Consider the following 14,949-nt stretch of genomic DNA (forward strand, 5'->3'; position numbering starts at 1 on the left):
CTCAAGCCTTTCCGAGTAGGTCGCGCTGTGCGCGCGCGACATCCGAGGCCACGACGTCCTCGTCGACGGTGGTGACTCGTCCGTCGGCAACTACGATTCGCCCGTTGACAAGCAGTAACTTCAGCGGGGGAGTCGAGCCGAGCACGAGCGCTGCCACCGGATCGGTGATGCCGGCATGCGCGACGGTGTCGAGTTTCCACACCGCCAGGTCGGCAAGTTTTCCGACCTCGATCGATCCGATCTCGCTGTCGCGGCCCAGAACTCGTGCGCCGCCGATCGTTCCCAATTCCAAGGCTTTTCGCACCGTCATCGTCTGCGGTCCGCCCTTGGCCCGAGCAAACAGAAGCGCATGACGAGACTCCTCGATCAGGCTGCATGCTTCGTTGCTCGCCGCGCCGTCCACACCGAGGCCCACAGTGACCCCGCCGTTCACCAGATCGGCGGCACGGGCGATACCGGCTCCCAGGCGCGCATTGGAGGTCGGGCAGTGCGCCGCCGCAGTTCCGGTTCGCGCCATCGTCTCGATACCGGCATCGTCGAGATGGACTGCGTGGGCGTACCAGACGTCCGGGCCCACCCAGCCGACGCGTTCCATGTATTCGACCGGCGTGCAACCGAAATGCTCTCGGCAGAAGCTCTCCTCGTCCAGGGTCTCGGCCAGATGCGTATGCATACGCACGACGTTTTCGCGGGCCAGCGTCGCGGACTCTCGGAGCAATGACTCCGTCACCGAGAAGGGTGAGCAGGGGGCTACCGCGATCTGCAGCATCGAACCGGGATTCGGGTCGTGCCAACGGTCGACCACCGACTGCGTGCCGGTCAGGATGTCATCGAGTTCTTCCACGACGTGATCCGGTGGCAGGCCGCCGGAACTCTGGCCGAGATCCATCGACCCACGACACGGGTGGAATCGAAGGCCGACCTGCGCAGCGGCGGTGATCTCGGCTTCGAAAACGTCGCCGGCGTCGCGGGGAACGACGTAGTGGTGGTCGGTGGTGGTCGTACATCCGGTTTTTGCCAACCAAGTGAGGCCGCCGGTAGCCGCCACGTGGACGGCGTCGGCGTCGATACCCGCCCAGACCGGGTACAGCGTGGTCAGCCACTCGAAGAGTGTCGAGTCTGCTGCCAGGCCACGGGTGATCCATTGGTAGAGATGATGATGAGTGTTGACCAGACCGGGTGTGATCAGGCAACCGTTGCCGTCGATCACTTGCGCACTCGGGTGCACGGGCGCCTTTCCGGCCCCCACGTCGACGATCTTGTTGCCCGAGATCACGACGTAGCCGTCGGAGTGCTCGGAGCGGTCGCCGTCCATCGTGACGACATGGGCGCCCGCCACGACGAGTGTTGTCCCGAGAGCTGATTCGGTCACGACAACCAGCCGGCATAGGTGGTCCACGAGGGTCCCGCGTCTGGCGCGTCGGATCGACTGACCGCCGCTTGGATAAGGCCGTACGGACGATCCGCAGCGTGGAACACCTCGTTGTCGTTCTCCACTCCGAAGCGGCCGAGTGCATATTCGAAATGATGCTTGTTGGGGGCGGACAGTCGAACTTCCGCGATGATCGGGAATTCCTCGAGGATTGCCTTGCCGATGTGGAAGAGCGTCTGCTGCAGGGCAAGTGAATGTACCTGTGCGAACTGCTTGACGATCTGTGCCTTGATGCCCGCGTAGACCGATTCCCAGTCGACGTCGGTGGTGACGAATCGCCACTGGGCGACCAACGTCGTCGCCATGACGCGGTCGTCGGTCGGCTCCAGAATCGTGTACGGATCTTCGAGGAAACCCGAGAACTCACTACCGGTCGATTTGAGGATCACCAGGTCCTTCAAGCCGCCGATCACCCACGTCCCGGCATCGGCTGTCCCCGTATCGGAGATGGTGATCGACGCCGTTCGAACTTCCTGCCCCTTCCGAATCCAGGTGTAGTCGTGCTCGCTGCCGTCGACAACCGCACGCTCCCAGGCGTATTCCTCGATCTCGATCCGCGCGCCACTGACCGGTTCGATGTCGTCGACGAAATGGCGGGCGAGTTCGAGTCCGTACGTCTCGATCGAGATCAGACCCTTTTCCTTGGCATAGGAATAGGCCGTTTGCTTCTGCGTGTCGGTCGGCAGAACCTTCGACTGATCACCGGTGAGGTACGCGTCGGCAAAATCTCCACGCAGGCAGGTGGAGACGTTGATGTCGTGAATCTCGTGACGGGGGGTGTCTCGATAGATTCGGACTACCCGATTTTCCGCTTTGCCGTACTGGTGACCCGAGAGTTCGATCGATCCGCTCAACCGTTCGGCGCTTGTATTGCCGGTCGTGATGTTGCCGGTTGTGATGTTTTCGGTAGTCACGTGTTCAGCTCCCGCGATAGGTGGAATAAGCAAAGGGCGACAGCAACAATGGGACGTGATAGCCCCGTGCCGTGTCGTCCACCCGGAAGGTCACTGTCACTTCCGGGTAGAAGTTCTCTTGTCCGTTGGTCTCGAAATACGTTCCGGTGTCGAAAGTCAGGGTGTAGTGGCCGGCGGTCAGGCCGCCCGGAGCAAGTTCGGGGATACGGCCGTCGGAATCGGTCTCGGCAGTGGTGATCGTGGCGCCGTCTCGATCGCGAAGTTCGACGCGAATCCCCGCCGCGGGATTGCCCGTCGTCGCGTCGAGAACGTGCGTGCTCAGGGACTTGCTCATGCTGCGCCTCCGGCGAGTGAATCGATCAGACGGGCAAGTCTGATCCGATTGATGGCGGCCAATTCGGTTCGAAGCACGGAACGCTCGGTCGCCGGGTCGTTTCGGAGACGACCTCGAAGGATGTCGAGGAGCTCCGTTCCAGATTTCCCCGACGCGCAGACCAGGTAAACATGGCCGAATTTGTCCTCGTACTCGGCGTTCTTCTGCCGAAGTTCCGCGAGTACATCTTCTGTCGCGGACGAAACGCCCGACTGCTCTCGGATCGAGGACGCGCTCTCGGTTCGCTCGCCGATTCGCGGGTGGCCGGACAGTGCGTCGTCGATCTCGGATTCGGGAAGCTTGGCCAGCACCGCATCTGCCGTGTCGAACAGAGCCTTCAGATCGGCAAAGGGGCGCGACCCGGCGATTTGCTCTGCCCACATGGCGGAATGGCAACACTCGAGCAGGGCTGCGACTGCCTGGCGGTCACCGAGCGCGTCGAAGGCTCCGAGACCACTGGAATTCGTTGTAGGCATGTCCACAGGATTACTTGAGCATGTTACGGATCTGTAGCGCAGCAATTACGGGAGATGATGTGTCTCGATCTTGTTTCTCCGGCCGCCCTTTCCGGATCACACTTTCTTGGCGACCGATACATTCTCAGGTATGACCGACACTCCGAAGCTGTCTTCCGTCGTACCGTCCCTGGCGAACCTCCGAGACATCGGTGGCCCCGAATCGAGCTTCGGTGGCACCGTCCGCACCAGGAGCGTGTTTCGTTCCACGGACCTGGCATCGCTCAGTGCGGAGGGAGCACAGACCCTCGCCGATCTGGGAATCGTCACGATCTACGATCTGCGCACCGAATCCGAACGTGAGACGGCGCCGGACCTGACGCCGGAAGGTATCCGGGAACTCGGCCTGGACGTATTGGCGGACAAGCAGTATCGCGCCATTCCAGCTCAGATGCAGCAGATGATCGCCGACCCGGCATTCGCTGCCGAAGCGTTGGGCAGCGGCCAGGCACTCGAATACTTCCAGGGAAGCTACCGCGATTTCGTGACCTTGCCGAGTGCGGTCGCGTCGTACCGGCAACTATTCGTCGACTTGGCGCAGCCGTCCAGCTCGCCGGCTCTCGTTCACTGCACCACGGGCAAGGATCGCACGGGTTGGGCAGCGGCCGCGTTACTGCTGTTCCTGGGTGCCTCCGAGGACGCGGTCTTCGCGGACTACCTCGAAACCAACAAGATTCTGTTGCCGATGTTCGCGCCACTCCTCGAACGATTCGAGGCGAAGGGTATCGACCCGACTCTGCTCGAAGGTGTCCTCGGTGTCAGGCGCGAGTACCTGGAGGCGTCGATGGCAGAGCTCGAGCAGGTCCACGGATCGATCGAGGCGTACTTCGCTGACGGCCTGAAGATCGACGCGTCGACCCAGGACCAATTGCGGAGCAACCTGCTCAGCTGATCAGGACCTGCTCGGCTCGTCGTCGCGGGCCGTTCGACGCCGCATCACGAGGCTGACGATACCGATCCCGATGGCAATGCCGAGCAGGTCGGCGGTGCCGTCCCATATCGAACCCGAACGCGAAATGGGCAGCGCTGCTTGAAGAACCTCGGATATCGCGGCAAAGATCACCAGCCACACCGCCGTGAGCCACGCCGGGATCCGGGCGTGCAGCGAGGTGATCGCCAACACCACGAACATCAACGTGTGGGTGATCTTGTCGGTGTTCTCCGGGCTCGACGGCACGGTGGAGCCCGGAGAGAACAACATGATCAGGGCAATGACCACGGCTATCGCCAGCGGCCAGTATCGGTTGTTCTTCAATTCGTCTGCCCCTCGACGACAACGAGTCCGAGTGCACCCTCTGCGAACCTCGTGACAGCCTCGGCAGCTGTCGAGAGTGCCTCGGTGTGCCCTTCGCGGGCCCAGCCGGTGAGCAGAGCGGTGGAGTCGAGAGGCGTCAGAACGACCTCGGCGAGAAGCTCACCGGTGTTGGGTTGGCACACGGCCCAGGAGTAGACGCTGTTTTCATTCCACTGAACGCTCCGCTGACTCACGTACTCGGGGTCGGTGATACCGCCGTCGGCAAGCGCTGGGCGGTCGTCCACACGCTCGTCTGCGCGCAATGCCCGCAGATACCAGCCACCTGCGTTGATCTCGATCGGCTCCATCAGTCGGAGTCCCGCGCGCGGCGGCGCTTGGCTTTGCGTTCCCTGTCGGTGCCGAACAGCAGCGCACCGGCAAGGGGAATGGCGAGGAACCACAACCAGGTACCGGTGACGAAGAACAGGATCACCGCGAGAATCGGGATGACGGCCATGATCCGTCCGGACCAGTCGGGGTTGAACCCTCGCTCCGCCGGTGCGTCGGGAGGCGTCACCATCGACAGGGGAGCGGTGCCGGGGGCTTGATAGTTGCCCGGTAGATCGGCGAACACCGGAACGAGTTCACTGCGAGTTGTTGCGGCACTGACGATTCCGCTTCTCTCGTCGAATTCCGTGACGGTGAGGCGCCCTGCAGCGAAGTGCTCGCTCAGGAGATCAAGTGCCTGCTCGCGTTCTGCAGTGCCGATGCGAATGTCGGGGACGTCAGCCATCGTTACAGCCTACTCAAACGACTGTGCGCCTTTCCGGTAGTGGGGACTACCGGAAAGGCGCACGGGGCCGGAGGCCCTACTTCAGTTCTGCGAGAACCGTTCCCTGCGTGATTGCTGCACCCGGCTCGACGGACAGTCCGGTGACGACACCGGCCTTGTGCGCGTTGACGGGGTTTTCCATCTTCATGGCTTCGAGAACCGCGATCAGATCGCCTTCGGCAACTTCCTGGCCTTCGGTCACTGCGACCTTGACGACGGTGCCCTGCATCGGAGCGGTGACAGCGTCACCCGATGCTGCACCTCCGCCGGCGCCGCCGCGCTTGCGCGCCTTCGGCTTCTTGCGGATCGCTCCGGAGGCAGCGCCGCCGCCGTTGCCGAGCGAGAACTGGCCCGGGAGGGAGACCTCGACGCGACGTCCACCGACCTCGACGACGACGTTCTGACGCGGCAGAGCCTCGTCCTCGTCGTCGGCCGGGGCACCGGAACCGGCGTACGGTTCGATGGTGTTTTCCCAGTCGGTTTCGATCCACTTGGTGTAGATGTCGAACTTCTCGCCGTCACCGACGAATGCCGGGTTCTCGACGATGTGGCGGTGGAACGGGAGGACGGTCGCGAGGCCGTCGATCTCGAACTCGGCCAGGGCGCGCGATGCCCGCTGGAGGGCTTCTTCGCGGGTCGCTCCGGTGACGATGAGCTTGGCGAGCATGGAGTCGAACTGTCCACCGATGACGTCGCCGGCGACAACACCGGAATCGACGCGAACGCCGGGGCCTGTGGGCTCACGGTAGACGGAGACCGGGCCGGGGGCAGGCATGAAGCCGCGACCGGCGTCTTCACCGTTGATGCGGAACTCGAAGGAGTGTCCACGCGGGGTGGGATCTTCCTTGATGGAGAGTTCTTCGCCGTTGGCGATGAGGAACTGCTGACGCACGAGGTCGATGCCCGCGGTCTCTTCTGTCACGGGGTGCTCGACCTGCAGGCGGGTGTTGACCTCGAGGAAGGAAATGGTGTCGCCCTGAACCAGGTACTCGACCGTTCCGGCGCCGTAGTAGCCGGCTTCCTTACAGATGGCCTTCGCGGACGCGTGGATACGTGCACGCTGGTCGTCCGTCAGGAAGGGGGCGGGAGCCTCTTCGACGAGCTTCTGGAAGCGACGCTGCAGCGAGCAGTCGCGGGTACCGGCGACGACGACGTTGCCGTGCTGGTCGGCGATGACCTGAGCCTCGACGTGGCGGGCCTTGTCGAGGTACTGCTCGACGAAGCACTCGCCGCGACCGAAGGCTGCGATGGCCTCACGGGTTGCCGACTCGAACAGCTCGGGGATTTCCTCGATGGTCTGCGCGACCTTCATGCCGCGCCCACCGCCGCCGAAGGCAGCCTTGATCGCAACCGGTACGCCGTATTCCTTGGCGAATGCCGCGACCTCGTCGGCGCCCTTGACGGGATCCTTGGTGCCGGCCGCCATCGGTGCCTTCGCACGCTCCGCGATGTGGCGAGCGGTGACCTTGTCGCCGAGGTCGCGGATGGACTGCGGCGAGGGACCGATCCAGATCAGGTTCGCGTCGATGACCGCCTGGGCGAAGTCGGCGTTCTCGGAGAGGAAACCGTAGCCGGGGTGGATGGCGTCGGCGCCGGATTTCTTGGCTGCGTCGAGGATCTTGTCGAACACGAGGTAGGACTCGGCGGACGTCTGTCCACCGAGGGCGAATGCCTCGTCTGCGAGCTTCACGAACTGCGCTTCTGCATCGGGCTCGGCGTAGACGGCAACGCTGCCGTAGCCGGCATCCTTGGCCGCCCGGATGACCCGTACCGCGATTTCACCGCGGTTCGCGACAAGCACCTTCGTAATGTGCGCGCTGGCATGACTGGGCACTGAGCCTCCTGTGGTTCGCATAGTCTGTCTCCGCGGTGTATTCCTCTGGGATTTCACCATCGGGGGATTGGCATCACTTCGGAGTGTATGCATCGCTTCGGCGCTGGTTGTAACCGGATCGCTAAAGCCCACTCCGGCTTAGGAAACGGTTTCGAAAACTACCGATGAGTAGCTGTCGGAGGTGCCGGTGTCCGGTTCGGTGACGATTTCTTCGACGATCCGGCGCAGTGCGGCAACGTAGGCGTGGACCGCGGCATTCGCCGTCTCGTTGCCTGGGTACCTGACTGCGAGGTTGAGGCCCTGGGGTGTGCGGTTGATCCAGATGTAGACGTCGTGCGTGTATGCCTTGCTTCGGAGTGCTCTAGCGTTCCATTCGGGCCACTGTGCGGCCTCGGGTACAAAGCGAACGTCCATGTAGGACACCACGAATCGCGGTCGGATGGGCGTTCCGAGGTGCTCGCCGATCCGATCGAACGGGACAGCGGCGGCAGGCTTGACCGAAGCGATCGAGTCGGCGGCGCGCTTCGCGAGGTCGCCGAACGAACAGTCCGATCCGACCACGAACTCGACCGGGCACAGTCCGACGAACCAACCGAGCGCCCCCGCCCACTCCTGAGCGCTGCGGGTGTGGACCGGCGTCACGACCTCGAATCGATCGGCCGCCGCGACTTCACGACCCACGGCGGCAAGACAACCGAGAAGACCGGCGAAATACCCGACACCGGCGGCTGCGCACGTCGAACTGAAGGCCTTTGACTGGTCGGCGTCGAGCAGCCAGGTCGACAGGCCGTTCTGAGAATCGGGTCCACGTTCACCGATCGGTAGCGGGAACTGGGGTAATCCGTCCGTGTCGAGAGCCCTACGCCAGATCTCGACCGCAGCCTTCTCGGCTTCCATGTCGGCCATCTGCTCGCGCTCGACGGCACCGAAATCGACGTAACTGCCCACCGGAAACAGATTTGCAGCACTACCGGTCGAGGCCTCGCGGTACAGCGCACCGATCTCGTGGGCGACCAGGACGATCGAGAAACCGTCGATGATCGAGTGATCCGCCGCGAAGAACACGGTGAACGGACCGTCGCCACCGCGTGGCGTCAACGTCGCGAAGACATACGACGGCCAACTGTGCGGGGACGCGTAATCGTCGAACAAGCGGTGAAGGTGATCGAAGTTGTCCTGGCTGGACGCGTCGTAGCCGTGGCTGACGACGCCGATGTCGATTCCGCCGATTGGGACGGTGTGCCGGGTGATCTCGCCACTCGAGGGCTCGAGGACGGTATGCGAGCGCAGAACTTCATGACGGTCGATCCAGCGGCCGAGGGCGACTCGGAACGCATCGACGTCGAGCGGGCCGGAAATCTCGAAAGCTGTTCCCAGCCAAGACTTGTCGCCCGCACCTGCAGCGGAACGGTTGAGATGTGCCTCGTGAATGTAGGAGACGGGCCGCGGATCCGGAACCCAAGGCCCGGTTGCGCACGGCAACCATTCGACGAGTGCGCCGGCCGGAATCGCATAGTCGGCCAGTTCGGTGAACTCCATGTTTTCAGCCCCGCAAGTGCCGCTTGATGCGCGCGAGCATGGCCGACATTCCGCGCAGACGGAGCGGGCTCACAGCTTCTGCGAGACCGAGCGCCGAATAGAAGTCGTCGGGTACAGCGAGGATCTCGTCCGCGCTGTGACGGTCGAGCCCCTGCGCGAGGATCGATGCGAAACCACGCGTCGTGGGAGCCTCGGGGGGCGCGCTGAAGTACAGACGGACGTTGTCGCGATCCGAATCGTCGACCGAGAGGAACAGCGGCGACTGACATTCGGGGACCGGCTCCATCGCGCTCTGCTCGAGCTCCGCCGGCAACGGCGGTAGCTCTCGGCTGAACTCGAGAAGAAGAGTGAGCTTGTCCGAGGCGCCGACGGCTGCGAAGTCGTCGACGATCTCGGCCAGAGCCGAAGGAAGAGTGCTCATGACGCCGATACGGAGGAAGGAACTGCGCCGGGCTCTTCGCCCTGGACGATCGGGACGCGCACTGCATTGCCCCACTCTGTCCAGGAACCGTCGTAGTTACGAACGTTCGGGTAGCCGAGAAGATGGGTCAACACGAACCAGGTGTGGCTGGAACGCTCACCGATGCGGCAGTACGCGACGATGTTGTCCTCGGCCGACAGAGCGCCGTAGATCTCGCCGAGTTCGGTGCGGGTGCGGAAGCGGCTGTCCGGTGCCGCTGCCTTCGCCCACGGGATGCTGACAGCGCTGGGAATGTGTCCACCGCGCAACGCGCCCTCTTCGGGGTAGTCGGGCATGTGGGTTCGCTCGCCGGTGTACTCCTGCGGAGATCGAACGTCGATGAGCGGTCCGTCGCCCAAGTGCGCGAGAACGTCGTCCTTGAATGCGCGGATGGGAGCGTCGTTGCGCTCGACGACCGGGTAATCGGTTGACGTGATGTCGGGAACGTCGAAAGCGGTGTCGCGGTTCTCGGCGATCCATGCGTCGCGGCCACCGTCGAGAAGACGGACGTCCTCGTGGCCGAACAGTGTGAAGACCCACAGTGCGTAGGCGGCCCACCAGTTGCTCTTGTCGCCGTAGATGACCACGGTGTCGTCGCGGCTGATGCCCTTGCGGTTCATCAACTCTGCGAACTTCGCACCGTCGATGTAGTCGCGGGTGACCGGATCGTTGAGGTCGAGATGCCAGTCGATCTTCACTGCTCCGGGAATATGGCCGACGTCGTACAACAACACGTCTTCATCGGATTCGACGACCTTGAGGCCCGGCGTACCGAGATTCGCCGAGAGCCATTCCGTCGAGACCAACCGGTCGGGATGCGCGAACTCGGCAAACGCGGTTGAGGGGTCGGGGGCAACGGGCACGGGCGTACTCCTGAAGACGAATCGTTCGGTTCGAACACGGACTTGATCGATTCTATGCGCTGTGCGCAAGGTGAGACGCCCGGAAGCAGGTTCTGCCTGCTCGTACCCGTTGCCGATACTAAATTCTCGGTGTTCCTGCTCCGACGCTCGAATCTCTCAATTGTTCGGTGACACTTCCGATCGGGGTTACACCCCGGGCGCAGACCTCTCTCAGGATCCGGTCGAGTTCGGTGAGGAAATTCACCATGGTTTCGTTTGCCGTCTTCGTGTCCGGGAAGCGCGAACGCAGCGAGAGGCCACGGTTCGTTCGCGAAATCCAGAACTGGGCATCGTCGGCGACCGTCACGTTGCTGATGTGATGAGCGTTGAGGAGATCGTGATCGTCGGTGCCGGGCAGTTTGCGGTAATCGATGTACGACACCATGAAGACGTCGGTGCGCGTGCGTCGAATCTTGTCGCCCAAAGCATCTCGGACCTGAGCCATGGTGACGCCCTCGAGCGTCAACGCAACTCGGAACGACGCGTGCGTATGCGCAAGGGAGGCACCGAAATCCGCATCGGGAGTGATCTGCACCGTGATCGGCGCACTTGTGGTGAGCCAACCGATTGCGTCGGCCCACCGCGGATCTTTGCGGATGTGCAGTGGGAATTGCAGGGGAAGCGTCGACTGTCCGGTGTACGAGTGAACGGAAAGGCCCATCGCAGTGAGGATTCCGGTGAACACGCTACCACCGGCGGAAAGGCAGATCTCGTCGAACGTCGCCGTCAGTTCCTCGTCGAGTAGCACGCGCACATCGGCGCCCTGCGGCGCGGGCTTTCCGCCCTCGACGCCGAGATCCAAGGGGAAACTCGGCGATGTACCACCGCAGATCTCGTAGAACCTGGCCCACTCCCGGATTCGAGGGTCGTTATCGACGGGAAGTAGAGCGTCGGCCTCCAGTTCGCAGTACCGCACGAAACTTCCCGGGTCACCCAGTCGGCTCATCACTGCGTCGACGGCCTCGTGGTCGTCGAGTTCGGGGAGGGCGATCAGTCCCTCGTAGATCTGTCGCAGTTCCCCGAGAGCGATGACCAACGAGTAGCCGTCGACGAGTGTGTGATCGAAGGCGCTCAGAACCGTGTAGTGCTCTTCGCGTTCGACCGTGGCAAACGTGTAGGCAGGGAAGGTCAGTGGATCGCACACCGTCGTGAATCGCTTCTTGAGGTGCGCTCGGAGGTCTTCGGTGGAATCGAATTTCAGAGGATCGGAAATCTCGATGTGTGTGCCGTCAGGGTCGAGTCCCATTCGGGTGGTGGTGAACTCGCCCACCTCGAATCCCGTGTGCAGCGTGTCATGGCGACTGATGAACAGGCGCAGCGCGAGATCGAGTGCCGGCCGATCAAGTTCGCCGGGAAGGTCGAATGCGGCTGCCATCCACACACTCCGGCCCATGCCGTGTGTCCGCGCAGTCTCGAGATGAAAATGCTGGTTGTACGACGGTGGTACTTCCGACTCCGTGACGGCGCCGTCAGCGGGTTGGAGCGACCATTCGGTGACGATTCCGGGCTCGAGTCCGTATCGATCGATCGAGGTGACATGCATCAGGACACTCCCTCTGGTGCAGAGAACGAGTAATCGCCCTGAGCTGCAACAGTTTTGATGATGTTGGAGACGTGCTCCGCGAAGCGGGTGGCCGACTCGTGGGCAATGGGGGTGTCAGGGTGGGACACGGCGATCCACGTACCGGTGTGCATCCGGTTGATCCACATCGACGCGATCTGAGTCTCTTTGCCGCCGACGATTCCCGTTGCCTTCGTCTCGACGTAACTGTATGGATCCGGCATGCGTCGACCGTCGATGTACGACACGATCGGCGGCGGGGTGAGCGTCTTCGACAGTCCGCCGGGAGCGGAATCCGAGTCGGCCAAGCTCGACAGAACCAGGTCGATGACTTGCTGCACAGAGACATCGAGCAGTGCCTTGCCGTCGTGGTAACCCTGCTGCCCGACTTTCGCCAACTCGGTGAAACGTCGCTTGTCGTCGACGTCGATGCCGACGGGGATCAGATTGATGTACCAGCCCTGCGCAAACGAGTCGGCCTCGGTTCGCGTGCTGACCGGCGAGAGAGCGATGTACTTGTCGCGCCCGGCCAGTTCGAATTCCGCGATCGCGAGGGCGGCAAAGATCCCACCGATGAAGTTGGCGCCGTTGGCTTTACAGATCGCACCGAATTTTTCGCACTCGGTGTCGTCGGCCAAGTCGAAGCGTGAACCGATGGCCGGTTTGGGGGCGTCGTCGGCGCCGAGCGGGAGGGGAAATCCGGGGAACGAACCGCCGCTGCGCATGAGGTAGCCGAGCCACTGATGCACTGCGGGTGACTGCATCGTCAGTTCGGTTGTTCGCGCGCGCTCGACACGACCGAACTGTGCGTAACTTCCCGCGGGGCCTAGCTCGGGCTGTGACCCGGTCGTTTCCGCTGCGTACAGCTGACGCAATTCTGCGTACATCAGGACCATCGAGTTCATGTCCGAATGGGCATGGTCGACGGCGTGAAACAAGGTGAAACTCGGCTTGGCTTCCGGGTCGGTGTGATCGTGCTCGACGGCGCCGAAAACGAATGCCGGCCACTGCAGCGCGCTGGTCTCCGTGGCGAACTTGGTGGCGACGAGCGCGCGGATCGCCTCGGATTCGGAGACGTCGTCGCCGATGCGGTACTCGAGTTCGATGCTCTCCACCGGCACGACGTGTCGACGGACCTCGAACGAGGTGTCCGCTGCGTCGGTGGTGGCCTCGTCGAAGGAGAACCAGCTGTGCAGTGTGTCGTGGCGTCGGACGTAGCGCTGCAGGGCTCGCGTCATGGCGTCGCGGTCGAGGGTTCCGGCGAAATCGAAGGCGATACCGATCCACGGAGACTGCGGATCGCCCTTCTCTGCGGTGACGCGGGCGCGTCGCAGGTGGCGATCCTGCATCGTGGTCGGGGGTAGTTCTCGGTCGATCTCGGCTTCGGCGGCTCGCTGAGCGGAAGCGTGCGTGACGCCCCATTCGATTACCCGTCCAGGAAGCGGGTGCCAATGGGTGATCAAGTTCAGATCCATCGAGTAGAACTCCTGCGTGTGTCGTCGAGAAGCCTGCTCTGAAAATGGGCAGACGACGAACTATCCCATCTGCGGGACTGAATTGTCCGAAATACTACAATCTAAACAAGAACAGGTTCTAGAAGGGTCGTGTCGATTAGGATCATTCGGTGCTTCCGGACCCTTTAGGTGACGCTGTCGGCGCCGACCACAAGGGCGGACGGCGATCCACTTCTCTGACGCCCTGGCTCGGGTTGGCCACGAGTCTGGCGGCTGCGTTCATGCAGTTGCTCGACGCAACCATCGTCAATGTTGCGCTTCCGAGCATCGCCGTGGATCTTCAAGCCGGCGTATCGGCGCAGTTGCTCATGGTCAGCGTCTACATCCTGGCCTTCGCGTGTTCCTTGATCACCGCGGCCAGGCTGGGGGACCTGTTCGGTCGCAGAGTTGTATTTCTGACCGCCCTGTCCGTATTCGTCGCAGCCTCGTTGCTGTGCGGGCTCGCTCAGAGTGCGACGATGTTGATCGTCTTCCGCGGCCTGCAAGGGCTGGCGGCGGGTGCGATGTCCGCGCAGACATTTGCCATCATCTCGGGTCTGTTCCCGAAGGCCAGGCATCCGCGGGTGTTCGGGATCTACGGCGCGACGATAGGCCTGGCAACGGTCAGTGGACCCCTGGTCGGCGGGCTGCTCATCGAATGGAATCTGTTCGACTGGGGTTGGCGCCTGATCTTTTTTGTCAACGTCCCCATCGGTATCGCGGCCTTGATTCTCGGGTTCTTCCATCTCGTCGATGCTCGCGCGGAGCATGTGCGCTCACTCGACCTGATCGGTGCTGCGCTGTCGTCGCTGGCGCTGTTCCTGCTGATCCTTCCCCTGGCCGAGGGGAGGGCGCGTGGATGGCCTGCAGGGCTGGTGGTGATGCTCGCGATGTCTGTGCCGGTGGCATTGGCTTTTGTGCTCTACGAATCGCGTCTGGGGAAACGAGGCGGCGATCCCGTCCTTCGTCTCGAGCTTTTCCGCGACCGAGCCTTTGCCATCGGTGCGATTCTTGCGTTCGTGTTCTTCGGGACCTTGACTTCGCTGATCTTCACCATCAGCCTCACGCTTCAGTTCGGATTCGGATTCTCCGCGCTGAGAGCGGGCGTGATGACGCTGCCGTGGGCCGTCGGGATGGGTGTGGCGGCGGTACTCTCATCGGCGGTGTACCGGATGCTCGGAAACCGTGTCCTGATTCTGGGAATGGTAGTTTTTGCCGGCTCGTTGATCGCGTTGTCCGTCATCCTCGAACGCGAGGGAACTGATCCACGCTGGCTGGCGCTCGCCGGGCCACTGCTTCTCGGAGGCGCTGGGTTAGGACTGTTCGTGGCACCTCTGCAAACCGCGATCCTCGCGACGGTCGAGCCCGCACACGCAGGTTCGGTGTCCGGGCTTCTCCCGACTGTTCAGCAAGTCGGTAGCTCCATCGGACTGGCATTGATCGGCGTGGTGTTCTTCTCGCTCGTGGCAGGGCAGGCGCCGCAAGCGGTGCAGGGGGAGCGGCCTGAATACGTTGCGCACCTCGAAGCGGCCGGCGTAGGCCCTGGCCTCGTCGACATCGCAGAAAGGGCATTTGTCGATTGTGCGACAAGTCAATTGGCATCGGGAACGCCGATGGAGGTGGCGCCGCAATGTCGCCGCGACGGCTCCGCTGGTGCCGGGGGTCAATCCGTTCAGGTGGCAGTTGATGCCGCGTACACATCCACTCGGGCCGCTGCCGGCGAAGCATTTCTCGAAGCTCAGCGCCGTGTACTCGCGATCATCGCAGCAATTGCGCTCGGCATCGGGTTGGCGTCGACTGCCCTGCCTCGGGTCAATTCGCCTGTCTGAGAGTTACCCTCGACTCGAACGGATGTTCGAG

General features: G+C 62.8%; 15 protein-coding genes. 2 read left to right on the top strand and 13 right to left on the bottom strand.

Annotation, left to right across the window (positions count from 1 at the left end; genetic code table 11):
* Nucleotide 1 precedes the first annotated feature (1 nt).
* The 4 genes from ACSW29_RS11715 to uraD form a co-directional block, all read right to left on the bottom strand.
* Nucleotides 2-1,315, bottom strand: a complete 1,314-nt coding sequence (locus ACSW29_RS11715; RefSeq protein ID WP_448277434.1) for an 8-oxoguanine deaminase — start codon at nucleotides 1,313-1,315, stop codon at nucleotides 2-4.
* Between the two features lie 53 nt (nucleotides 1,316-1,368).
* Complete coding sequence (gene pucL / locus ACSW29_RS11720) at nucleotides 1,369-2,286, bottom strand: factor-independent urate hydroxylase (protein ID WP_230813208.1); 918 nt, start codon at nucleotides 2,284-2,286, stop codon at nucleotides 1,369-1,371.
* A gap of 64 nt (nucleotides 2,287-2,350) precedes the next feature.
* Nucleotides 2,351-2,680, bottom strand: coding sequence for a hydroxyisourate hydrolase (uraH, locus tag ACSW29_RS11725; RefSeq protein ID WP_347872065.1), 330 nt, complete (start codon nucleotides 2,678-2,680; stop codon nucleotides 2,351-2,353).
* Nucleotides 2,677-3,195, bottom strand: coding sequence for a 2-oxo-4-hydroxy-4-carboxy-5-ureidoimidazoline decarboxylase (uraD, locus tag ACSW29_RS11730; RefSeq protein ID WP_347872066.1), 519 nt, complete (start codon nucleotides 3,193-3,195; stop codon nucleotides 2,677-2,679). Before uraD ends, uraH begins: the two co-directional genes overlap by 4 nt.
* A gap of 130 nt (nucleotides 3,196-3,325) precedes the next feature.
* Between uraD and ACSW29_RS11735 the strand changes: the two genes are divergently transcribed.
* On the top strand, nucleotides 3,326-4,126 hold the full coding sequence (locus ACSW29_RS11735; RefSeq protein WP_230812498.1) for a tyrosine-protein phosphatase: 801 nt from the start codon (nucleotides 3,326-3,328) through the stop codon (nucleotides 4,124-4,126).
* Here ACSW29_RS11735 and ACSW29_RS11740 read toward each other — a convergent pair whose 3' ends face one another.
* From ACSW29_RS11740 to ACSW29_RS11780, 9 genes are all read right to left on the bottom strand, one after another.
* Complete coding sequence (locus tag ACSW29_RS11740) at nucleotides 4,127-4,489, bottom strand: VanZ family protein (RefSeq protein ID WP_317825394.1); 363 nt, start codon at nucleotides 4,487-4,489, stop codon at nucleotides 4,127-4,129. It lies immediately after the preceding gene.
* On the bottom strand, nucleotides 4,486-4,836 hold the full coding sequence (locus ACSW29_RS11745) for a hypothetical protein (protein ID WP_448277285.1): 351 nt from the start codon (nucleotides 4,834-4,836) through the stop codon (nucleotides 4,486-4,488). Before ACSW29_RS11745 ends, ACSW29_RS11740 begins: the two co-directional genes overlap by 4 nt.
* Nucleotides 4,836-5,261, bottom strand: coding sequence for a DUF1707 SHOCT-like domain-containing protein (locus tag ACSW29_RS11750; RefSeq protein ID WP_448277286.1), 426 nt, complete (start codon nucleotides 5,259-5,261; stop codon nucleotides 4,836-4,838). Before ACSW29_RS11750 ends, ACSW29_RS11745 begins: the two co-directional genes overlap by 1 nt.
* A gap of 76 nt (nucleotides 5,262-5,337) precedes the next feature.
* Complete coding sequence (locus ACSW29_RS11755; protein WP_448277287.1) at nucleotides 5,338-7,134, bottom strand: acetyl/propionyl/methylcrotonyl-CoA carboxylase subunit alpha; 1,797 nt, start codon at nucleotides 7,132-7,134, stop codon at nucleotides 5,338-5,340.
* A gap of 138 nt (nucleotides 7,135-7,272) precedes the next feature.
* Nucleotides 7,273-8,673, bottom strand: a complete 1,401-nt coding sequence (locus ACSW29_RS11760; RefSeq protein ID WP_448277288.1) for a condensation domain-containing protein — start codon at nucleotides 8,671-8,673, stop codon at nucleotides 7,273-7,275.
* A gap of 4 nt (nucleotides 8,674-8,677) precedes the next feature.
* The gene (locus tag ACSW29_RS11765) at nucleotides 8,678-9,094 is read right to left on the bottom strand and encodes a SufE family protein (RefSeq protein WP_448277289.1); all 417 of its coding nucleotides are present in this window, start codon (nucleotides 9,092-9,094) and stop codon (nucleotides 8,678-8,680) included.
* Nucleotides 9,091-9,996, bottom strand: a complete 906-nt coding sequence (locus ACSW29_RS11770; protein WP_448277290.1) for a sulfurtransferase — start codon at nucleotides 9,994-9,996, stop codon at nucleotides 9,091-9,093. Before ACSW29_RS11770 ends, ACSW29_RS11765 begins: the two co-directional genes overlap by 4 nt.
* Nucleotides 9,997-10,114: 118 nt before the next feature.
* Nucleotides 10,115-11,578 (bottom strand): condensation domain-containing protein, encoded by a 1,464-nt coding sequence (locus ACSW29_RS11775; RefSeq protein WP_448277291.1) that lies wholly within the window; start codon nucleotides 11,576-11,578, stop codon nucleotides 10,115-10,117.
* Nucleotides 11,578-13,071 (bottom strand): condensation domain-containing protein, encoded by a 1,494-nt coding sequence (locus ACSW29_RS11780; RefSeq protein ID WP_230812510.1) that lies wholly within the window; start codon nucleotides 13,069-13,071, stop codon nucleotides 11,578-11,580. The genes ACSW29_RS11775 and ACSW29_RS11780 overlap by 1 nt, the downstream gene beginning before the upstream one ends.
* A 149-nt stretch (nucleotides 13,072-13,220) precedes the next feature.
* Here ACSW29_RS11780 and ACSW29_RS11785 point away from each other — a divergent pair, with 149 nt between their 5' ends.
* The gene (locus ACSW29_RS11785) at nucleotides 13,221-14,918 is read left to right on the top strand and encodes an MFS transporter (RefSeq protein ID WP_448277292.1); all 1,698 of its coding nucleotides are present in this window, start codon (nucleotides 13,221-13,223) and stop codon (nucleotides 14,916-14,918) included.
* The last annotated feature ends 31 nt before the right edge of the window (nucleotides 14,919-14,949 follow it).

Source organism: Rhodococcus sp. GB-02, from assembly GCF_053470465.1.